General features: G+C 76.7%; 18 protein-coding genes and 1 riboswitch. Of the genes, 5 read left to right on the top strand and 13 right to left on the bottom strand.

Annotated elements, in window-relative coordinates:
- Nucleotides 1-37 precede the first annotated feature (37 nt).
- The 6 genes from ACZ55U_RS25580 to ACZ55U_RS25555 all read right to left on the bottom strand — a co-directional run bounded on the left by ACZ55U_RS25580 (nucleotide 38) and on the right by ACZ55U_RS25555 (nucleotide 6,638).
- Nucleotides 38-874, bottom strand: a complete 837-nt coding sequence (locus tag ACZ55U_RS25580; RefSeq protein WP_465529325.1) for an ECF transporter S component — start codon at nucleotides 872-874, stop codon at nucleotides 38-40.
- Complete coding sequence (locus ACZ55U_RS25575; protein ID WP_465529323.1) at nucleotides 871-2,490, bottom strand: ABC transporter ATP-binding protein; 1,620 nt, start codon at nucleotides 2,488-2,490, stop codon at nucleotides 871-873. The genes ACZ55U_RS25580 and ACZ55U_RS25575 overlap by 4 nt, the downstream gene beginning before the upstream one ends.
- Nucleotides 2,487-3,596 carry an energy-coupling factor transporter transmembrane component T gene (locus tag ACZ55U_RS25570; RefSeq protein WP_465529321.1) on the bottom strand — a complete coding sequence of 370 codons (1,110 nt, stop codon included), beginning with the start codon at nucleotides 3,594-3,596 and terminating at the stop codon, nucleotides 2,487-2,489. Before ACZ55U_RS25570 ends, ACZ55U_RS25575 begins: the two co-directional genes overlap by 4 nt.
- 47 nt (nucleotides 3,597-3,643) lie before the next feature.
- A complete protein-coding gene (locus ACZ55U_RS25565; protein WP_465529319.1) occupies nucleotides 3,644-4,423 on the bottom strand; it encodes an SCO2322 family protein in 780 nt (259 codons plus the stop codon).
- On the bottom strand, nucleotides 4,423-5,706 hold the full coding sequence (locus tag ACZ55U_RS25560; RefSeq protein WP_465529317.1) for a prenyltransferase/squalene oxidase repeat-containing protein: 1,284 nt from the start codon (nucleotides 5,704-5,706) through the stop codon (nucleotides 4,423-4,425). The genes ACZ55U_RS25565 and ACZ55U_RS25560 overlap by 1 nt, the downstream gene beginning before the upstream one ends.
- Nucleotides 5,707-5,816: 110 nt before the next feature.
- Nucleotides 5,817-5,898: riboswitch (cobalamin riboswitch) on the bottom strand.
- Between the two features lie 116 nt (nucleotides 5,899-6,014).
- Nucleotides 6,015-6,638 (bottom strand): TetR family transcriptional regulator, encoded by a 624-nt coding sequence (locus ACZ55U_RS25555; protein WP_465529315.1) that lies wholly within the window; start codon nucleotides 6,636-6,638, stop codon nucleotides 6,015-6,017.
- Nucleotides 6,639-6,892: 254 nt separating this feature from the next.
- On the opposite strand from ACZ55U_RS25555, the gene ACZ55U_RS25550 reads away from it, so the two are divergent.
- From ACZ55U_RS25550 to ACZ55U_RS25540, 3 genes are all read left to right on the top strand, one after another.
- A complete protein-coding gene (locus ACZ55U_RS25550) occupies nucleotides 6,893-8,203 on the top strand; it encodes a glycosyltransferase family 4 protein (protein WP_465529313.1) in 1,311 nt (436 codons plus the stop codon).
- 106 nt (nucleotides 8,204-8,309) lie between these two features.
- Nucleotides 8,310-9,053: a class I SAM-dependent methyltransferase gene (locus ACZ55U_RS25545; protein WP_465529311.1), complete on the top strand. Its 744-nt coding sequence runs from the start codon at nucleotides 8,310-8,312 to the stop codon at nucleotides 9,051-9,053.
- Nucleotides 9,050-10,111 (top strand): prenyltransferase/squalene oxidase repeat-containing protein, encoded by a 1,062-nt coding sequence (locus ACZ55U_RS25540; protein WP_465529309.1) that lies wholly within the window; start codon nucleotides 9,050-9,052, stop codon nucleotides 10,109-10,111. Before ACZ55U_RS25545 ends, ACZ55U_RS25540 begins: the two co-directional genes overlap by 4 nt.
- A gap of 153 nt (nucleotides 10,112-10,264) precedes the next feature.
- On the opposite strand, the gene ACZ55U_RS25535 is transcribed toward ACZ55U_RS25540, so the two are convergent.
- From ACZ55U_RS25535 to ACZ55U_RS25520, 4 genes are all read right to left on the bottom strand, one after another.
- Nucleotides 10,265-11,167: a hypothetical protein gene (locus ACZ55U_RS25535; protein WP_465529307.1), complete on the bottom strand. Its 903-nt coding sequence runs from the start codon at nucleotides 11,165-11,167 to the stop codon at nucleotides 10,265-10,267.
- A gap of 214 nt (nucleotides 11,168-11,381) precedes the next feature.
- Nucleotides 11,382-12,395 (bottom strand): N-acetylmuramoyl-L-alanine amidase, encoded by a 1,014-nt coding sequence (locus ACZ55U_RS25530; RefSeq protein ID WP_465529305.1) that lies wholly within the window; start codon nucleotides 12,393-12,395, stop codon nucleotides 11,382-11,384.
- 7 nt (nucleotides 12,396-12,402) lie between these two features.
- Nucleotides 12,403-13,596, bottom strand: a complete 1,194-nt coding sequence (locus ACZ55U_RS25525; RefSeq protein ID WP_465529303.1) for a hypothetical protein — start codon at nucleotides 13,594-13,596, stop codon at nucleotides 12,403-12,405.
- Nucleotides 13,597-13,737: 141 nt separating this feature from the next.
- The gene (locus ACZ55U_RS25520; protein WP_465529301.1) at nucleotides 13,738-14,394 is read right to left on the bottom strand and encodes a class I SAM-dependent methyltransferase; all 657 of its coding nucleotides are present in this window, start codon (nucleotides 14,392-14,394) and stop codon (nucleotides 13,738-13,740) included.
- Between the two features lie 189 nt (nucleotides 14,395-14,583).
- On the opposite strand from ACZ55U_RS25520, the gene ACZ55U_RS25515 reads away from it, so the two are divergent.
- Nucleotides 14,584-15,666 carry an alcohol dehydrogenase catalytic domain-containing protein gene (locus ACZ55U_RS25515; protein WP_465529299.1) on the top strand — a complete coding sequence of 361 codons (1,083 nt, stop codon included), beginning with the start codon at nucleotides 14,584-14,586 and terminating at the stop codon, nucleotides 15,664-15,666.
- Between the two features lie 88 nt (nucleotides 15,667-15,754).
- Here the strand turns inward: ACZ55U_RS25515 and ACZ55U_RS25510 are convergent, their stop codons facing one another.
- From ACZ55U_RS25510 to ACZ55U_RS25500, 3 genes are all read right to left on the bottom strand, one after another.
- Complete coding sequence (locus tag ACZ55U_RS25510) at nucleotides 15,755-15,928, bottom strand: hypothetical protein (protein ID WP_465529297.1); 174 nt, start codon at nucleotides 15,926-15,928, stop codon at nucleotides 15,755-15,757.
- A gap of 411 nt (nucleotides 15,929-16,339) precedes the next feature.
- A complete protein-coding gene (locus ACZ55U_RS25505; protein WP_465529295.1) occupies nucleotides 16,340-18,352 on the bottom strand; it encodes an alpha/beta hydrolase family protein in 2,013 nt (670 codons plus the stop codon).
- A complete protein-coding gene (locus ACZ55U_RS25500) occupies nucleotides 18,349-18,969 on the bottom strand; it encodes a hypothetical protein (protein ID WP_465529293.1) in 621 nt (206 codons plus the stop codon). Before ACZ55U_RS25500 ends, ACZ55U_RS25505 begins: the two co-directional genes overlap by 4 nt.
- A gap of 750 nt (nucleotides 18,970-19,719) precedes the next feature.
- Here ACZ55U_RS25500 and ACZ55U_RS25495 point away from each other — a divergent pair.
- Entirely contained in the window at nucleotides 19,720-20,556 is an 837-nt protein-coding gene (locus tag ACZ55U_RS25495) for a Nif3-like dinuclear metal center hexameric protein (RefSeq protein ID WP_465529291.1), read from the top strand.
- Nucleotides 20,557-20,567: the final 11 nt, after the last annotated feature.

Below are 20,567 nucleotides of genomic sequence, written 5' to 3'. Positions count from 1 at the left end.
CGCCCGGCGCGGCCCGCTCACTCCCGGTGCGGCCCGCTCACTCCCGTGGTGGCCGGAAGGTGACCGGGGCGTCGAAGGCGGCGCGGCGGGTGGTGCGGCGCAGGGCGCGCAGGACCGGGGTGCCGAGGGTGAGGCAGAGGACGACCGTGAGGGCGGCGCGGGGCAGGTCCCACCCCAGGGAGGTGGTCAGGCAGTACGCCGCGAAGCGGACCAGGTTGGCGGGCAGCGGGTCACCGGGGACGAAGGAGACGGAGCCGGCCAGGCCGCCGATGTAGGGCCAGCCCTGGAGGTTCATGATCGTGCCGTACGCCAGGGACGCGACGGCCCCGTACCCGGCCAGCAGCAGGAGTTCGCGGCGTCCGCGCAGCGAGGCGGCGCCCGGCAGCAGTCCGGCGCCCAGGCAGACCCACCCCATGGCGAGCATCTGGAACGGCAGCCACGGCCCGACCCCGCCGGTCAGCAGCGCGGAGGCGAACATCGACAGCGAGCCGAGCACGAAGCCGAAGCCGGGCCCGAGCACCCGCCCGGACAGCACCATCAGGAAGAACATCGGTTCCAGCCCCGCCGTGCCGGCGCCGAGGGGCCGCAGTGCCGCGCCCGCCGCCGCCAGCACCCCCAGCAGGGCCACGGACTTGGCGTCCAGGCCGGGTGCGCCGCCGCCGGCCGAGCGGCCCTCGGAGATCTGCGCGATGACGACGGCGAGCAGCAGCGGGAGCAGCAGCGCGAACAGCCACGGCGCGTCCGCCGAGTGGCCGACCAGCGCCGAGTCGGTGGAGGCGAGCAGCGGCCAGCCGAAGGCGGCGACGCCGACGAAGGAGACGGACAGCAGCGCCGCGACCGACCGGCGCCCGAGCGGGACGGGACGGCTGCTCATGCGCTCAGCGCCTCCGCGACCTGCCCGACGGTGAGCCACGGCCCGGGCGCGAGCACCTTGGCGACCTGCGGGGCGAACGCGGGGGAGGAGACCACCACCTCCGCGGTCGGCCCGTCCGCGACGACCTCGCCCTCGGCCAGGATCACCGTGCGGTGGGAGAGCTCGGCGGCCAGTTCGACGTCGTGGGTGGCGAGCAGCACGGCGTGGTCCTCGGCCGCCAGCGAGCGCAGGATCTCCACCAGCCGGGCCTTGGCCGCGTAGTCGAGGCCGCGGGTCGGCTCGTCCAGGAGCAGCAGTGGGGGCCGGGCGGTGAGCACGACGGCGAGGGCGAGGGTGAGCCGCTGGCCCTCGGAGAGGTCGCGCGGGTGGGTGTCGTCGGCGATGCCCGGCAGCAGGCGCTCGACCAGTGCGCGGCAGGTGCCCGCCGGAGCGCCCGCGTCGGTGTCCGCCGCGGCGCACTCGGCGGCGACCGACTCGCCGTACAGCAGGTCGCGCGGGTCCTGCGGGACGAGGCCGACCTCGCGGATCAGGTCGGCGGGGCGGGTGCGGTGCGGGGTGCGGCCGCCGACCCTGACGCTGCCGGAGGCGGGGGTGTGCAGGCCGACCAGGCTGCCCAGCAGGGTGGACTTGCCGGCGCCGTTGCGGCCCATCAGGGCGGTGATCTCGCCGGGGCGGAGCGAGAGGTCCACACCGCGCAGGGCCGGGACGGGGCCGCGGCGGACGGCGAGGCGGTCGGTGGTGGCGATCGGCCCGGCGGCGGGAATCGGCTCGGTGGCGGGGAGAGCGGCCGGAGCCGGCACCCGGCCGTCCAGGTCGGCGCGCAGCGGGGCGGCCTTGCGGCGCGCGTCGCGGACCGAGAGCGGCAGCGGCCGCCAGCCCGCGAGCCGGCCGAGGCCGACCACCGGCGGGTGCACCGGGGAGTGCGCCATCACCTCGGCCGGTTCGCCGAGGACGGGCGGGGCGCCGGGGGTGAGCAGCAGCACCTGGTCGGCGTACTGGACGACCCGCTCCAGGCGGTGCTCGGCCAGCAGCACGGTGGTGCCGAGGTCGTGCACCAGCCGCTGGAGGACGGCCAGCACCTCCTCGGCCGCGCCCGGGTCGAGCGCCGAGGTGGGTTCGTCCAGGACCAGGACGCGCGGGTGCACGGTGAGCACCGAGCCGATCGCGACGCGCTGCTGCTGGCCGCCGGAGAGGGAGTTCAGCGAGCGGTCGCGCAGCTCGGCGAGGCCGAGCAGGTCGAGCGTCTCCTCGACCCGGCGGCGCATCACATCGCTCGGCAGGCCCAATGACTCCATGCCGTAGGCGAGTTCGTCCTCCACGGTGTCGGTGACGAAGTGCGCCAGCGGGTCCTGCCCCACCGTGCCGACCAGATCGGCGAGTTCGCGCGGCCGGTGCTCGCGGGTGTCCCGGCCGCCGACGGTGACCCGGCCGTGCAGCACCCCGCCGGTGAAGTGCGGCACCAGGCCGCTGACCGTCCCCAGCAGGGTGGACTTGCCGGAGCCGGACGGCCCCACCAGCAGGCAGAGTTCGCCCTCGGGAACGGTGAGGTCGACGTCGTTCAGGGCGGGCGCGGCGGAGTCCGCGTACCGGACGGAGACCTGCTCGAAGGTGATCACGATGCCCTCCGGGGCGGGGTCGGGGCGGCGAACGCCGGTATCAGGCCGAGCAGGGCGGTCAGGACGGCGGCCAGCGGCAGCGCGGGGACGGTCGGCGGGACGACGGTGGGGGCGAACGCGGCCGGGTCCTGGGTGGCCAGGTAGGTGGTGAGGGCCGCCACGGCCGCGCCGGAACCGGCGGTCAGCCACTCGGGAATCGCCCAAGGGTCCGGTCGGTAGCGGGATCTGACGGAGCGTCGGCCACCGAGCAGCAGCCCGGCGAAGGCGGCGGCCAGGCCGATCAGCAGCACCGGCAGCGCCCAGCCCGCGCCGCCGGCCGTCAGCAGCCCGTACGCGGCCAGGCAGACCCCGAGCAGGCCGGCCAGGGTGAGCGCGGCCGTCACCCGGGCGAGTCGGCGCGGGACGTCGGCGGTGCGGCCGAACCCCCGGGTGTCCATCGCGGCGGCCAGCGCGATGGACCGCTCCAACGCGCCCTCCAGCACCGGGAGTCCGACGCTCAGCACGGCGGTGATCCCCTTGTCGTTCCGTCCGCGCAGGCGGCGGGCGGCGCGCAGCCGGCGGACGTCCGCCACCAGGTTCGGCGCGAAGGTCATCGCCACCACGACGGCGACGCCCGCCTCGTAGAGCGCGCCGGGCAGCGCCCGCAGCAGACGGGCCGGGCTGGCCAGGGAGTTGGCGGCGCCGACGCAGATCAGCAGGGTGGCCAGCCGCAGCCCGTCGTAGAGGGCCGCGAGCAGTCCCTCTGCGGTCACCCGGCCGCCGATCCGCACCCCCTGCGTCCAGGCGGGCAGCGGGAGTTCGGGCAGGGTGACCAGCACGTGGGTGCCGGGGACCGGGGAGCCGAGGAAGACCGCGAAGACCAGCCGGATGCCGAGCACCAGCAGGCCGAGGCGCAGGAACGCCCCGTACGAACGCGACCAGGGCGCGTCACCGCGCCGGGCCGCGACCACGTACCCGGCGACGGCGGTGAGCAGCAGCAGGATCGCCGGGTTGGTGGTGCGGGTGGCCGCCGCGCCCAGCCCGAGCGCCCACAACCACCAGGCCCCGGGGTGCAGTTGACGGGGGCCGATGGGCGGCCGGGTGCTACGGGCGGCGGTGCTGCTCACGGTTGGTCGTCCAGGGGTGGGGACTGGCTGGGGGCGGGAGGAGGGGGTCAGGGGTGACGGCGGCGGCGCGCCTGCCAGACGGCGCCACCGGCGAGGACGGCGACCAGCGCGCCCCCGGCGATCAGCCCGACGTCCGGACCGCTGCCGTGGTCGGCGGACCGGGCGGATCCGGTGTCCGACGGGGCCGAACCCGCCGCGCCGACCTGCTCGCCGCACCCCGCCTTCGGGTAGCCGGCGATGGCGCACAGCAGGCCGCTGTTGTCGTAGCGCAGCGGTGGGGCGACGGCGGCCAGCACCTCGGCCGAGCTGGCCCGGGGCGTGACGCTGGCGCAGGCCGTGCGCTGCTCGGGCACAGCGGCGGCGGAGGAGCCGGCGTCCTCGGCGGTCCCGAAGTCCAGCACGACGGCCACCCGCTTGTGGCCCTCCTGGGCGGGCGTGGCCGCGCAGATGTCGGCGAAGCTCCCGGCGGTCCGCGGCTTCGCGGCGTCCTGCCCGCCGTCCGGGCTCAGCGCGAAGCGCCACCCGTCCACCGCGCCGTCCGGGGGGACGGCGACCGAGGCTCCCTGCTGCTGGTACGTCCAGCCGCCGCCCTCGACGCCGCGCCAGAACGACCAGTACCGGTACCCGGCCGCCTGGGCGGGCGCGGCGGAGACGAGCAGCAGCACCGCCCCGAGGAGGGGGAGGAGCACGGTGGCGAGGGCGGCCCGGGGGCGCCGGGCGGGCGCGCCGGTGCCCCGGCCCGGGAGTGCGGTGCCCCGGCCCGGGGCCGGCGTCGGGCGGGCCGAAGCGGCCCGGGCGGCCGGGGCGGGGTGGGAGTCGCGGCGCATCAGAGGTGGGTGTTGCGCTTGCGCTGGAGGCTCAGGAGGAGGCCGCCGCCGATGCCGACGAGCAGCCCGACGCCGATCAGCCAGTACTGGCCGATGCCGCCGTCCTTCTTCTTTTCCGGGGTCGCCGAAGCCGACGGGGCCGCCGCCGCGGTGGCCTTGGGCGCCGGGCCGAGGGCGGTGAGCTGTCCGGTCAGCGAGGCGGTGTCGCGGTGGGCGGCCTGGGAGACCAGCAGCAGGGTGGCGGTGGCACCGGCGTCGTTGCCGTCCTTGGTCCAGGCGGCGCCCTCCTTGGCGAGCCAGTCCACGGCGCCGGCGGCCTGCTGGGGGTGGCCGCTCTGGGTGAGGGCGAGGGCGGCCCAGGCGGTGGCGGTGTAGTCGGGCTTGGGCTCGGCGCCCGGGGTGACGAGGTTGAGGTGGTCGCCGTTCGCCGCGAGCTGGGCGGTGAGGTAGGCGCCGACGGCCTCGCCGGAGTCCGCGTGCGCGACCGGAGCCGAAGCGGCCGGGCTCGAAGCGGCAGGAGCCGAAGCGGCCGGGCTCGCCGCCGCCGCGTCGGAGGCGCAGCCGAGGGCCTTGGGCGCGGCGTCGGCGCGCGCCGAGCCGGCGACCGGCAGGTGCCCGCCGACGGCGGCGAGCGCGGCCTGGCCGCTGGCCAGGCCGTTCGGGGCGAGCGCGCCGGCCGGGTCGGCCTGGTAGGCGAAGGCGCCGCGCTGGTCGGCGGGGGCCGCGCAGCCGAGCTGGAACAGGGCGAGCCCGTCGAAGGCGGACTTGCCGGCCTTGGCGACGCCCGCCGGGTCGGTCCTGGCGGCGAACAGCGCGGTGACGGCGAGCCCGGTGGAGTTGGCGTCGCCCGGGTTGCCCGGGTTGTAGGCCCAGCTGCCGTCGGCGTTCTGGTTGGCCTTGAGCCAGGCGACGCCCTTGTCGACGGCGTCCTGGTGGCCGCCGAGGGCGATCAGGGCCTGGACGGCGACGGCGGTGGCGTTGCTGTCCTCGAACTTGGCGTCGCAGGCCGCGCCGGGCGCCCGGTAGGAGGGCCAGCCGCCGTCCTCGCACTGCTGGCCGGTGAGCCAGCCGACCGCCGAGTCGGCCGGGGTGACCTTGGCCGCCGTCAGGGCGGTGAGCGCCAGCGACTGCCGCCAGACGCCGTCGTACGTCGGGTCGCTCTTGCCGTACAGGCCGTCCGGGAGGGCGGGGGCCGGGACGTCGGCCAGGGCCGGTCCGGCGGCGAGGCCGGTGAGCAGTGCGGCGGACAGGGCGGCGGCGCCCAGGCGGGCGGCGGTCAGCATGGTGCGGGTGTGCCTTTCGGTGAGCGGTGGTGGCCCGGGCGTCGGGCCGTTCCGTAGTCCTCGACGGTGCCGGGCGGAGTGCGTCCGGGCGGGCCGCTCGTGCCTCCCCGGGTGCTCCGGCTCGTCCGGGCGGCCGAGCGCGGCGCCGGACTCACGGCTGCGGGGTCAGCGCCGGATTCGCACCGGCTTTCCCCGGGGGAGGAACGGGATGGAGTTGTGCTGCCCGTCGACTCTATCCGCCGGAGCGCGCCGGTGGTCCGGCCACTGGCAGGAACAGGTTCCAGTCCGGGCCGTGGCGGGCGGACGGCTCAGGGCAGGGTGAGCAGCCGGGCCGCGGTGTGCAGGTCGGCCCGTACCTCGGCGATCGAGGCGCGGCCGGAGAGCCAGGCGACCAGCGCCGAGTGCCAGGTGTGCTCGATCACCCGCACCGCCGCGCGCTGGCTCTCGGTGGGCGGTCCGGACTGGCCGATCGCGTCCAGGATGAGCTGTCCGGTGGCCGCGCTGACCTGGTCCACCTCGGCCCCGACCGAGCGGTCCGCGAAGGACAGCGCCCGGACCATGGCCTCGGCGAGCAGCGGTTCGCGCTGGAGCGCGTGGAAGGCCCGGGTGAGGGTGTCGGCGACCCGCGGCGCCGGTTCGGGCTCGGTCGGCGGGTGCCGCCGGATGTGCTCGTGGAGGCCCCGCAACTGCTCCAGCATCACCGCGACCAGCAGGTGCACCTTGGACGGGAAGTAGCGGTAGAGCGTGCCGAGGGCGACCTGCGCGCTCTCCGCGACCTCCCGCATCTGCACCGCCTCGTACCCGCCCCGCACCGCCAGCGCGGTGGCGGCGCGCAGGATGCGCCGGCGCCGTTCGGCCTGCCGCGCGGTCAGCGGCGGCTCTCCCGTGGTCGGGACGGACGGCGGGAGGTGCGGCGGGGCCGGCGGCGGCATCGGACGAGAGGGCGACGGCAAGGGTGCTCCCGGGCGGGCGAGAGTGGCGGCGTGCTCCACGGGGTCGGCAGGATTCGGCGTGGCGGGAATCACCAGCCCTGCCTCCTGAGGAAAAGCTACGGGCCGGTATCTTCGAGGTCTCTCATTGTTCACGTGGTCGATCACGAGTTCCCCAGCCACTGAAACCTGATCTACTTTAGCGACCGGACGACGCGTCCGGCAGCACAGACGGCAGCCAGAGAAGAGGGCCCAGGATGACCGCGCAGCCGCTGCGGATTGCCCTGCTTTCGTACCGCGGGGATCCCTTCTGCGGCGGCCAGGGCGTGTACGTACGGCACCTCTCCCGCGAGCTGGCCGCCCTGGGCCACCACGTGGACGTGATCGGCGCCCAGCCCTACCCGGTGCTGGACGAGGTCGACGGCCCCGGCTCGGTGCGCCTGGTCGAGCTGCCCAGCCTGGACCTCTACCGCGCCGACGACCCCTTCCGCACCCCGGCGCGCGACGAGTTCCGCGGCCCGGTGGACCTGCTGGAGTTCGCCACCATGCGCACCGGCGGCTTCCCCGAGCCGCTCACCTTCTCGCTGCGCGCCCGCCGCTACCTGGCCGCCCACAAGGGCCGCTACGACGTGGTGCACGACAACCAGACCCTCGGTTACGGCCTGCTGGGCCTGGCCCGGCACGGCTTCCCGCTGGTCACCACGATCCACCATCCGATCACCGTGGACCGGCAGCTGGAGCTGGCCGCCGCCACCACCCGGGCCAAGCGGCTGTCGCTGCGCCGCTGGTACGCCTTCACCCGGATGCAGCGCCGGGTCGCGGCCCGGCTGGACCACGTGATCACCGTCTCCGGCACCTCGCAGCGCGAGATCGCCGAGCACCTGGGCGCGGCGCCGGGCGCGATCTCGGTGGTGCCGATCGGCGCCGACACCCGGCTCTGGTCGCCCTCGGAGCGCGTCGGGCGGGTGCCCGGCCGGATCGTCACCACCTCCAGCGCGGACGTGCCGCTCAAGGGCCTGGTCTTCCTGGTCGAGGCGCTCGCCAAGGTCCGCACCGAGCGGGACGCCCACCTGGTGGTGGTCGGCAAGCCGCAGAAGGAGGAAGGCCCGGTGGCCGAGGCGGTGCGCCGCTTCGGGCTGGCCGAGCACATCGAGTTCCGCAGCGGGCTGACCGACCGGGAGCTGGTCGACCTCTACCGCTCGGCCGAGGTGGCCTGCGTCCCCTCGCTGTACGAGGGCTTCTCGCTGCCCGCCGCCGAGGCGATGGCCACCGGTACCCCCCTGGTCGCCACCACCGGCGGGGCGATCCCCGAGGTGGCCGGCCCGGACGGGGAGACCTGCCTGGCGGTGCCGCCGGGGGAGGCGGACGCGCTGGCCGGCGCGCTCGGCCGGCTGCTGGACGACCCGGAGCTGAGGGCCGCGCTCGGCAGGGCCGGGCGGGAGCGGGTGCTGGCCCGGTTCACCTGGGAGCGGGCCGCCGAGCTGACCGCCGAGGCGTACCGCGCGGCGATCGCCACCGGGGCCGGCGCCCGGGCCCGCTCGGGGCCGGGCTGGCGGTACGTGTCCTAGGCGCGGCCCGGTCGCCGCCCGGACGGTGACGGCGGGGCGGGCCGGCCCGACGAAGCGTGACGAAGCGTCAAGAACGCTTGGTAGCAAAAGGAATGGGAGTCCTGTAGTGCTGACCGTCGATTTCTCGCGCTTCCCGCTCGCCCCCGGCGACCGGGTGCTCGACCTGGGCTGCGGCGGGGGCCGGCACGCGTTCGAGTGCTACCGCCGCGGCGCCGACGTGGTCGCCCTCGACCAGAACGCCGAGGAGATCGCCGAGGTCAAGAAGTGGTTCGCGGCCATGGAGCAGGCCGGTGAGGCCCCCGAGGGCGCGTCGGCGGTCGCGATGGAGGGCAACGCGCTGGCGCTGCCGTTCGAGGACGAGTACTTCGACAAGATCATCATCTCCGAGGTGATGGAGCACATCCCGGACGACAAGGGCGTGCTCGACGAGATGTTCCGGGTCCTCAAGCCCGGCGGCCTGATCGCCGTCACCGTGCCGCGCTGGCTGCCGGAGAAGATCTGCTGGGCGCTGTCCGACGAGTACCACGCCAACGAGGGCGGCCACATCCGGATCTACCGGGGCGACGAACTGCTCGGCAAGCTCAAGGACGCCGGCCTGGAGCCGTACGGCACCCACCACGCCCACGCGCTGCACTCGCCGTACTGGTGGATCAAGTGCGCGGTCGGCGTCGACAACGACAAGGCGCTGCCGGTCAAGGCCTACCACCAGCTGCTGGTCTGGGACATCGTCGGCACCCCGGTGATCAGCACCCTCACCAAGGCCGCCGAGCGGGCCCTCAACCCGGTCATCGGCAAGAGCTTCGTCGCGTACGCCACCAAGCCCCACCGCGCGCCGGGCGGCTCGGCATGACCGCCGCCGTCCCCGAGGTGCTGCTGCTCGACGGGGTGCTCGACGCCGAGCAGGCCGCCGACACCGTGCGCAGCATCCTGGCCGAGCAGCGCCCCGACGGCGCCATACCCTGGTTCGCCGGCCACCACCTCGACCCCTGGGACCACACCGAGGCCGCGATGGCCCTCGACACGGCCGGCGAGCACGCCGCCGCCGAGGCCGCCTACCGCTGGCTCGCCGCCGCCCAGAACCCGGACGGCTCCTGGTACGCCGCCTACACCGACGGCGTGGTCACCGACCGGGCCAAGGAGAGCAACTTCTGCGCGTACGTCGCCGTCGGGGTCTGGCACCACCACCTCAGCACCGGGGACGACGCCTTCCTGGAGTGGATCTGGCCGGTCATCCGGCGCGCGCTGGACTTCATCGTCGCGCTGCGGCTGCCCGGCGGCCCGATCGCCTGGCGGGTCGACGAGGACGGCGCCGCCACCGGCGAGGCGCTGCTCACCGGCTCCTCCAGCATCCTGCACGCGCTGCGCTGCGGCCTGGCCATCGCCGACTACCTGGAGGAGCCGCAGCCCGACTGGGAGCTCGCGGCCGGGTGGCTGGGGCACGCCGTGGCGCACCACCCCGAGCGGTTCCTGGACAAGGACCGCTACTCGATGGACTGGTACTACCCGGTGCTCGGCACCGGCCTGCGCGGCGAGGCGGCGCTGGAGCGGATCGAGCGGGACTGGGAGCGCTTCGTCGTCCCCGGCCTCGGCGTGCGCTGCGTCAGCGACCGCCCGTGGGTGACCGGCGGGGAGAGCGCCGAGCTGGCGCTCGCGCTGTGGGCGATCGGCCAGTCCGACCGCGCGGTGGACATCCTGCGCTGGATCCAGAAGCACCTGCGGCACGAGGACGGCTCGTACTGGACCGGGTACGTCTTCGAGGACGACGCGATCTGGCCGGAGGAGCGCACCACCTGGACGGCCGGGGCGCTGCTGCTCGCGGTGGCCGCGCTCGGCGGGGACCCGGCGACGGTCGCGGTCTTCGGCGGGGAGCAGCTGCCCGCCGGTCTGGTGGTCGAGGACTGCTGCTGAGGCGGCGCCCGCGACGGCGCCCCCGAAGGGCGGGCCCGGCGAAGGAGCGGGCCCGGCGAAGGGGCGGACGTGACGAAGACGAAGGCCCGCGCACGGCGAAGGGGCGGGACCGGAGAACCGGTCCCGCCCCTTCGCACGTCCGTGGGCGGTGCGTCAGCCGCGCTGGATGCCGGAGGTGTCGGCCAGCACGCCCTGGCTGCCGTCCGGCAGCTGCGCCACCAGCGCCGCGCCGCGCTGCTCGACGGCCAGGTACCAGGTGCCCGGCACGACCTCGCCGACCGGGGCGCCGGCCGGGTTGTCCTTCGGCGCCAGCTGGCGCGGGGCCGGGACGGCGAACCAGAACGGCTGGAAGTCCGCCGCCGGGGCGGGCGCCGGCTGGGCGGCCGGGGTCGGCTGCGGGGCCGGGGCGGCGTCGTGCGGCTGGGCGGCCGCCACCTGCTGGCCGGGCTGGGGCTGGCCGGCGCCCGGGTAGCCGTAGCCGCCCTGGCCGCCGAACGCCGGCTCCTGGACCTGGGTCGGGTAGCCGTACTGGCCGGGCGCGCCCTGCTGGCCCGGGTAGCCGTACTGGCCGGGGACGGCCGCCGGGCGGTCGGCGACCAGCGGGGCCTTCAGCGCGGGCACGAGGGGGCTCGCGGCGGCCGCGCCGGCGAGCACGAGCAGCGCGAGGAAGCCGAGCCAGGCACCGAAGCCGTGGCCGATGTCGAGGCCCGGGATGTTGCTGCTGGTGCCGCCGCCCAGCGCCCAGACCGAGCTCCACAGCGCCGCCACGGCGAACGCGATGCCCCACTGGTCCAGCCGCAGGCCGAGCACCTGGCGGCTGGTGGCGGCCGGTCCCTGGAAGCGCTGCACCAGGATCAGCACGGCGGCGGCGATGCCCAGCAGGTAGACCGAGGGCAGGATGGGGAACAGGGCGGTGCTCCACGCGTTCTGCGAGGCGATGGTGCCGCCGCAGTACCGACCGGAGCAGGTCTGGTACGGCAGGAAGGAGGCGATGAAGAGCAGGACGGCCGCGCCTGCGACGGCGGCGTCTCCCCTGGTGAGAGCGCGCAGATTCACTAACGTTCCCCTCGTTGACGTGTCGTGGTCGGTGGTTCGCGCGGTCGGGCTGACCGGCCGAAACTCCCGAACGGACCAGAAGCCTAGGCCCAACCCTCCCGCCGGTGCACGGCGGGCTCGGGAACGGGGCGAATTCGTTGCAAACCGTGCGGTCCGGGCGGAACGCCGCCCACCGCGGGTGCTCGGCCCGACTCCGGTGCGGCGCTCCGGTCTTCTACTGGGCCGTCAGGAACGCGGTGAGCGCGTCGGCGATCCCCTGGGCCGCCTGCTGGCGCCACTGAGGGTCCGTCATCCGCTTGGCGTCCGCCGAGTTGCGCATGTTACCGCACTCGATGAACACCTTGGGGACGGTGGAGAGGTTGAGGCCGCCCAGGTCGGAGCGGGTGTCCAGGCCGTCCTTGGCGATGTAGTCCGCGTACGGCTCACCGGTCGCGGCGTGGAACCGGTCGCGCAGCAGGAGGCCGAGCCGGTGCGAGGGTTCGACGATCGCCGCGTTGTCCGCCTTACCGGCCACCACCCTGGCGGGCATGATGACGTGGAATCCGCTGCCGCCCGCCGGGCCGCCGTCCCCGTGCACCGAGACCACGGCGTCGGCGTGCGCGTCGGTGCCCGCGCGGGCGCGTTCGTCGATGCACGGGCCCCAGGGGCGGTCGCCGTCCTGGGTGAGCACCACCGTGGCGCCCCGGGCGGCCAGCAGGGCGCGGGCCCGGCGGGAGACGTCCAGGGTGTACTCGGCCTCGGCGTAGCCGGCGTTGGTCTCGGTGCCGGTGGTGTCGCACTCCTTGCGGGCGTTGCCGATGTCCACCTGACGGTCGATCTGGGCGGTGTGGGCGGAGTTGCCGGGGTTGTGGCCGGGGTCGAGCAGGACGGTGCGGCCGGCCAGGCTGGTCGGCCCGGCGGCGGGCGGGGGCGGGGTGGCCGCCGGGGCCGTCGTGGTGGGGGTGTCGGCCGGGGGTTCGGCGGGGGTCCCGGCCGGAGCGGGGGTGGCGTCGGCCCCGGTGGTCGGCGGTGGTGCGACGGGAGGGGTGAGGGGAGTGCCGGCGGTCCCGGCCGGGGCCGGCCGGGTGGCCGCGGTGGCCGGGGCCGCCGTGGCGCCCGCCGGGTCGGAGTGGTCGAGGGCCCGCCAGCCGAGCCAGCCCGCCGTGCAGAGCGGAACGGCCACCGCCGCCGCCGTGGTGACGCGCAGCAGGGTGGAACGGCGGGGCGGGCGAGGGGCGGAACCGGGCACTGGTCGGTCAGATCCTGTCCGAGGTGGGCGGGGTGATGCCGTAGGCGGTCGCGATCGGCTTCCACTTGGTCAGGAAGTCGGCCTTCGCCTGGGTGGCCTGCGGGTTGAGCTCGTCCGCGTGCTTCTTGTCGGCGGTGGACGGCGCCCGGCCGGAGCAGCCCTGGGCGGCGACGGCGCGCGCCCAGGCGGCGTACGCCCGGTCGACGTCCGCGGACAGCTGCCAGGCGGACCTGAGCGCGTTCACCGCGTCCGCGCCCCCCGGAAGGTCCGAGACGCTCAGGGCGGCGAGCTTGGCCAGCAGGCCGTCGCGCTGGGAGGCGCCGCTGTCGAAGACCTGCGCCGCGGCCTCGATGTCGGCCTTCGCCGGGCAGCTGCTGACCTTGGCGACGGCGTTGCTGATCGAGGCCCGGGCGTTCTCGCCGTCGGTGAGCAGGCCGTCCAGCGCCTGCGCCTGGGACTTGGCGTTGGGGCCGGGGGCGGTCGCGGTCGCGGTGGGGGCGGTGGTGGGCGTGGCCGGGGCGCTCGCGCTCGGGGCGGCGTCCGTGCCGGTGGGCGCGGGGGCGGGGGGCAGGTTCTCCCCGCCCGTCGCCGGGGCGGAGGCCGGGGCGGGGGTGGGAGCGGCCTGGGCGTCCTTGTCGCCGTTGCCGCGGGCGGCGAACAGCAGGCCGCCGCCGATCGCCAGCACCAGGAGCAGGGCGAAGCCGATCAGCAGCGGGGTCCGGCGGTTGGCCGGGCGGTCCTCGTCGTCCTCCCCGCGGCCGGTCGGATGGTCGGGCTGGGCACCGTACGGGGGCTGCGGCGGGGCGGCGGGCGGCTGCGGGTAGCCGTAGCCGGGGGCCGGCGGGCCCGGGTGGGAGGGGAACGGCGGGGCGGCCGGGGGCGGCGGGGGCGCGACGGGGGACAGCCGGGCGGTCGGCGGGTCGTAGCCGGGAGCGTCGGCGAGGTACGGGCGGGCGCCCAGCGGAGGCCCCTGGTCGCCGACGGCGCCGGGCGCGGGCGGCTGGGCCGTGGAGGGCTGGGGCGCGGGCGGCTGGGCCGTGGAGGAGTGGAGCACGGACGGCTGCGGCGCGGCGGGGGCCTCGGCCCGCTCGGCATCGGGCCGGCCGTCGGCAGGGCGCTGCGGGCCGCGCACCCAGCCGCCGGCGCCGCCGCGCGCGGTGGGGTCCCAGACCGCCGGAGCGCTGTTCTGCTGGTCCGTCATGTCGCTGCTGGCCCCCACCGTCCGCCGATGCTCTGCCTGGTGCTGCGGGCCACGGTACCGTTCGAACCCCCGCTCGACAGCCCCGGCACGGCGTCGGGGCGTCGGCCTTCGGCACCGTCGCGGGGCCGCGGCAGGGGCGGACTACCGGGCGGCGCGGCGCAGCACGCGCAGGGAGCCGGTCACCGAGACCTCCTCGAAGCCCTCGTCGAGCGCCCGCAGGTACACCCGGTACGGAGCCTGGCCGCCGTCCGCCGGGTCCGGGAAGACGTCGTGCACCACCAGCAGGCCCTCCGGCGCCAGGTGCGGCACCCAGCCCTCGTAGTCGCCGCTCGCGTGCTCGTCGGTGTGGCCGCCGTCGATGAACACCAGGCCCAGCGGGCGCCCCCAGAGCGCGGCGATCCGCGGCGAGCGGCCGACCAGCGCCACCACGTGCTCCTCCAGCCCGGCGGCGTGCAGGGTGCGGCGGAAGCGCGGCAGGGTGTCCATCAGCCCGACCTCGGGGTCGACCAGGCTCGGGTCGTGGTACTCCCAGCCGGGCTGCTGCTCCTCCGAGCCGCGGTGGTGGTCGACGGTCAGCGCGACCGTCCCGGCCTCCCGGGCCGCCGCCGCGAGCAGGATCGCCGAGCGGCCGCAGTAGGTGCCGATCTCCAGCACCGGGAGCCCGGTGGTGCGGGCCGCCGTCAGCGCCGCCGCGTACAGCGCGAGCCCCTCGTCCGGCGGCATGAACCCGGTGGCCGACTCGAACGCCGCCAGCACCTCGGGCGCCGGGGCTGCGGCCCTCTCCAGCAGGTCGGACATGCGGTGCTCCTCGGGGCAGGGTGTGGGCCGACGTGCACGGACCCTACTCGACGGTAGCGGGCCCGGCCGCGCCGGGGATCCCGGGCGCCCCGTGCGGGGTGGAACGCGTTCTAGTCGGGGGTCGCCGCCCGTGCCAGAATCGGCGCGACCGCCGATCCGAGGCACACCAGGCACCCCGGGAGCAGCACCATGCGCGCAGCCGTCCTGCACAAGACCGGCCAGGAGACCCTCGACGTCCGCGAGGACGTGACGGCGATCGGCTTCGGCCCGGGCACCGTACGGGTCCGGATGCGCGCCGCCAGCCTCTGCCACTCGGACCTCTCCGCGATGAGCGGCGTGCTGCCCCAGCCCGCGCCGTTCGTCCCCGGGCACGAGGGCGCCGGCGACGTGGTGGAGGTCGGCGAGGACGTCACCGGCGTCTCCGTCGGCGACCGGGTGGTGCTCTGCTGGATGGCCCCGTGCGGCCGCTGCGACCACTGCGTGCGCGACCGGGGCCACCTGTGCGTCGCCAGCCTGCGCGGTCTCGGCGCCCCGGGCTTCCGGATCGCCGAGGGCGGGCTGAGCGCCTCCGGCTTCTACGGCACCGGGGCCTTCGCCGAGGAGGTCGTGGTCGCGGCGAACGCCGTCATCAAGGTGCCCGCCGACCTCCCGTACGAGGCCGCCGCGCTGATCGGCTGCGGGGTGACCACCGGCATCGGCGCCGCCGTCAACACCGCCCGGGTCGAGCCCGGCGCCAGCGTCGCGGTGATCGGGGCGGGCGGGGTCGGCGTGGCCACCGTGCAGGGCGCCCGGGTCTGCGGCGCCGCACGGATCACCGTCGTCGACCCGGTGGCCTCGCGCCGCGAGCGCGCCCTGGCCTTCGGCGCCACCGAGGCGCTCGCCCCCGAGGAGCTGAAGGCGGCCGCCAGGCAGCTGCCCGGCGGCGGCTTCGACTACGTCTTCGAGGCGGTCGGCCGCGCGGCCACCGTCCGGGCCGGCTACGAGGCGGCCCGGCGCGGCGGCGCGGTGGTGGTGATCGGCGCGGGCGCGCAGGACGACCTCGCGGGGTTCACCATGGGCGAGCTGTTCTTCAACGAGAAGCGCCTGCTGCCCTCGCTGTACGGCGGGGCGACGGTCGCGCGCACCATCGGGCTGGTCGTGGACCTCTGGCGGGCCGGGCGGATCGACCTCGACGGCATGGTCACCCACCGGGTGGGGCTCGCGGAGGTCAACGAGGCGCTCGCCCAGATGCGCGGCGGGGAGGCGCTGCGGACGGTCGTGACGATGGGCTGAGGCGACTCGACCGCACGGACGGACGGCGAGGGCCCGTGGGGAGGGAAAGGTGCTCCTCCCACGGGCCCTCGGGGTCGTGCCGGTGGGGTCAGCCCCGCGCTCCGGCCGCGCGGTGGCGGCCGTGGGGGTCGGTCTCCGGGCTGTCGTCGGCGGCGGAGCCGCCGCGGTGGCGGCCGTGCGCGGCGGTGTCCTTGGCCGTCTTCTCGTCGGCGTCGGTCCCGGTAACCGCGGGGCCGGTGGTGTCGGTGAGGGTGTCGGACATGAGAATCGTCTTTTCCGTGCGGAGGGTGCAGGTCATCGGCGCCCGGCCGGCGCGGTCGGCGCGCGGTCCGGTCCCCGATCGGGCGCTCGGTACGCGCCCGTAGCCGGTGATCGCGGCCCGCCCCGGCCACCGTGGCGGCTGGGACGGACGAGATCCTATGCGAGAACCCGACGCGCGTCCTGTGCTGGTCCGGGGCGTCGGAACGGGCCGGCGGCCGACCGGCTCGCGGCACGCCGGGGCGGCACTCGGCGACCGCCGGGCCGGCCCGCCGGCCGCCCGCGCGCCGCCCGGCGAAGGCGCCCGGTCCGTGCCCGGGGCGCGGCGAGTTCACCCGGATCGCCCAGCGTGCCGCGGGGTTCGACCCGGTCGGCTCGGTGGACCGCCCAACCCGGACCGCTCAGCCCGGACCGCTCAGCCCGGTCGGCCGGTCCGCAGGAAGCCGGCCAGCAGCTCGTGCAGCACGGCGGCGCCCTCGTCCGCGAGCACCTCGTGCCCGGAGCCGACCGCCTCGACGTACCGGAAGTCCTCGCCCTCGACCCGGCCGATCCGCAGCAACTCGTGCCGCAGCGCCCGGGACTGGCTCACCGGCACCACCTCGTCCCGGCTGCCGTGCACCACCAGCAGCGGCGCGGTCAGCCGGTGCGCCAGCTGCATGAGGTCGCGCGGTCCACGGGCGTCGGCGATCGGCTCGCCGCCGCCCAGCCGGGTGGTCAACGCCCGGACCGGCGGCGCCGCTTCGGCCAGCAGCCGGGCGCCGGACAGGAACGGCGCGACCACCGCGCAGCGGGAGACCTGCTCGGCCGGCGCGTGCGCGGCCGCCAGCAGCGCCAGGAAGGCGCCGTAGCTGACCCCGAAGAGGGCCGGCGGCTCCAGACCGAGCGCGGCGCGCTGGCCGGCGATGCCGTCCAGCAGGTACAGCACGTCGTCCAGGTCGGGCCCGCCCCAGGCGCCCCGGATGGCCAGTGCGTGCGCCACGCCGTAGCCGGTGGAGCCGCGCTGGTTCGGCGCCACCACCGCCAGGCCCTCGGCGGCCATCCGCTGGAGCGCCGGGTCGAACTCCAGCCGCCAGGCGTCCGCCGGGCCGCCGTGCAGCGCCAGCACCAGGTGCGGGCTGCTCAGCCAGGCGTCCCCGCCGTACACCACGGCCTCCAACGGCCCTGCCGGGCCCGCCAGTTCGAGGCTCTGCGCGGGCTGCCAGCGGCCCCCGTCGCCGGGCGGGGTGCTGCCGTCGAGCCGCCAGCCGGCCGGCTCGGCGCTGACCGGGCGCACCCCGCCGGGTTGCCAGGGCGGCCCGGCGTTCTGCCACGGACCGGGCAACCCCGAGGCCAGCGGGGCGAGTTGGAGCGGAAGCGGCGCCGGACCGGAGGCGGGCGGGAGCGGGCCGTGCGCCAGCAGCGCGTCCACGTCCAGGGTCGCCAGCGCCGCCGGGTGGTCGGGCGAGGAGTACGGAAGCCGCAGCCCCGCCCCGCCCCAGTGCCCGACGGTGCCGAGCCTCCCGGGCGGCACCGGCAGCGGATCCAGCCGCCCGGCCGACGGCCGCCACAGCGCGAGCGCGGAGCCGGCGCCGCGGTCGATCTGCACCGCGACCCGGGGGCCGTCCGCCCCGGTGCGCAGCGCGACCGGCCGCAGGGGCAGGCCCGCGACGTGCAGGCACTCCGGGAACCGCAGCGGCTTGCCGGTACCGAGGACTCCCCAGCCGAGCCGGTCGGAACCGGGCGCGTCGCTGCGCACCATGGCGAACCGGGTGTCCGGGTCGAACAGCACCAGCCGGTCGTTGCTCCGCGGGCCGATCTCCAGCAGCGGGGTGGTGCGGTCGCCGCCGCGCAGGTCGAGCACCACGCTGCGGATCAGGCCCGCGTTCACCCGGTCCAGGGCGAGCAGCGTGCCGGTGCGGTCCAGCCAGGTGCCGCCGCCGTGCAGGCCCGGGATCTCGGCGACCCGTTCGGGCTCGCTGCCGTCCGTCCGCACCAGCCAGGCGGTGGTCGCCGGGCGGGTGTCGCTGCCGAGCGCGACCGCCACCGGCGTGCGGGGGCCGGCCCCGGCCGCCGCCGGGAGCGGCAGCAGGCGCAGTCCGGTCATCCGGACCGACCCCAACGGCTCCTCCACGGTGGCGTTCTCCCCGGGGGAGCCGGGGGAGCCGGAGGAGAGGCGGACCAGGTCGTGCCGTTCGCCGTCGTGCCGGCAGATCAGCACCGAGCCGTCCGGCAGGGCGACCAGCTGGGAGCGCGGGCTCTCCGGGCGGTTGCCGGACAGCGGCAGCGCGGTCGGGACGGCCGGCCCGCCGTCCTGCGGCAGCCGCCAACTCTCCGCGTACCAGCCGCTGTCGGCGCAGGAGGCCAGGCAGGCGGCGTGGCTGCCGTCGGCGGCGAAGGTGAAGCCGGCCCGGCGCAGGGCCCGGGTCGCGGTCCGGGTGGCCACGTTCACGCGCCGCTCACCCCGCCCGCGGCGCACGGGAGCGGCCGTACGGCCGGTGGCACCGGGGCCTGCCGTACGCCCAGCGAGTCGCGGGCCCGGGCCACTTCCCAGCGGTCCTCCGGCCGCTCGGCCCGCAGCCCGAGGACCGCCGGCGCCAGCCGCCGGGCCGTCCCGCCGGTGCGGGCCGCGAGGGCGAGCCAGCGGCCGAGCCGTTCGGCGACCGGGCGGGCCCGCGGAAGGCCCTCCGGCAGCAGTGGGTGGTGCCCGGTGGCCAGCAGGAAGAGCAGACCGCCGAGGGCGTACCGGTCGACGGCCGGGTCGGCGGCGCGGTCGCGCACCAGGGCGAGCCGGCCGGGCCCGTGTTCGGGGGCGCGGTAGCCGGGGGCGACGGCCGGGCCCGCACACGCGGAGCCGGCCCACCGCAGCGTGCCGTCCGGGTGGACCAGGACGGTGTCGGGGCAGAGGCGGCCCAGGACCAGCCCCCGGGCGTGCGCCCGCTCGACGAGGTCGAGCAGTCCGTGCGCCACCGGCCCGGCCTGCTCCCAGTCGACGCCGGGGCCGCCGTCGCGCCGCAGTCGTACGGCCGTCCAATCGCCCAACGGCTGTCCGGTGATTCGTTCCTGCACCAGGGGGACGGGCTCGTCCCGACCGACCAGGCGGAGGGCGCCGGGCGTCGGCCCCCGGCTCGGCGGTGACGCGGACGGCTTGGCCGGGTACCGGAAGCCACCGGCGGTGACCTGCCCGTCACCGCGGCCTCCCAGGCCTCCGGCGCCGGCCGGTGCCGCCCGCGTCACCCCGGGGCGCGGACCGGCCACATCCGGTCCGCGCCCCGTCGGCACCCCGCCCGCAGCAGCACGCAGCGATGTGTCCGACCCCATGCGCCTTCACATCCCTTCGACTGTTGCCGCCCCGGTGGCTGCTCCTCCAGGGGCGATGAGGACGAGGCCCCTCGACCGGCGGAGCCCGGGCCGCCCTCGATCGGCGTCCTCGACCGACGCCTGCCGGCCGGCGGATCCGGGCCCGCGCCGTGGGGTGCCCGCCCGGCCCTCCTCGCGGGGCCTCGGGGCAACTCCCGTTCGCAGGAGTGAAGTTAGTTTCGAGAAAACCGGCGACTCAACAGAGATCCGGTCACTTCACTCGTAAGGGTGATCAAGGCGTGGTTTCGCATCCGTGCCAGAACCCGGCTGTGAGTAACGGATGCCCGGCGCGCGAGCACGTACTTGAGCGCACGGAGCCCGTCGAGCGCCTGCTGTCGCGGATTGACGCGCACCCGTGCGCCCACGACACCCGCGTCCGAACGGCCTCGACCGCCGCCCCCGCCCGTCCGCGAAACGGCCGAGGCCCGACCGCCCCCGTGCGCACGGTAGTCTCGACAGGTGCCGAAACTGTCCGACGTCATCACCGCGCTCGAAGAGGTCTACCCGCCGCAGTGGGCGGAGTCCTGGGACGCCGTCGGCCTGGTCTGCGGAGACCCTCAGGCCGAGGTCAACCGCGTGCTGTTCGCCGTCGACCCCGTCCAGGCGGTCGTCGACGAGGCCGTGGAGTGGGGCGCCGACCTCGTGGTCACCCACCACCCCCTCTACCTGCGCGGCACCACCAGCGTCGCCGCCACCGGCTTCAAGGGCCGGGTGGTGCACACGCTGATCACCAACGGCATCGCCCTGCACGTCGCCCACACCAACGCCGACCACGCCGACCCGGGCGTCTCGGACGCGCTCGCCGAGGCCGTCGGCCTGCGGGTCACCGGCCCGCTGGTGGCGGACCCGAGCGACCCGCGGGGCCGCCGCGGCAGCGGCCGGATCGGCCTGCTGGAGCCCCCGCTGACCCTGGCCGCCTTCGCCGCCCAGGTCGCGAAGGGCCTGCCCGCTACCGCCGCCGGCGTGCGCGTCTCCGGCGACCCGGACCGGCTGGTCAGCCGGGTCGCGGTGTGCGGCGGTTCGGGCGACAGCTTCCTCGCCGACGTCCGGGCGGCCGGCGTGGACGCCTACCTGACGGCCGACCTGCGCCACCACCCGGCCTCCGAGGCCACCGAGGCGGCGCACGTCGCGCTGCTCGACGCCGCCCACTGGGCCACCGAGTGGCCCTGGCTCACCCTGGCCGAGCGGGCCCTGCTGGCCGCCGCCGACGGGCGCGGCTGGGCCGTGGAGACCAAGGTCTCCCACCGGGTCACCGACCCGTGGACCGCGCACGCCCCCATGTCCTTCACCGCCTGACCCGATTCACA

This window comes from Kitasatospora sp. NPDC034533 (genome assembly GCF_055575155.1).
This window is presented reverse-complemented; position numbering and strand designations above follow the sequence as displayed.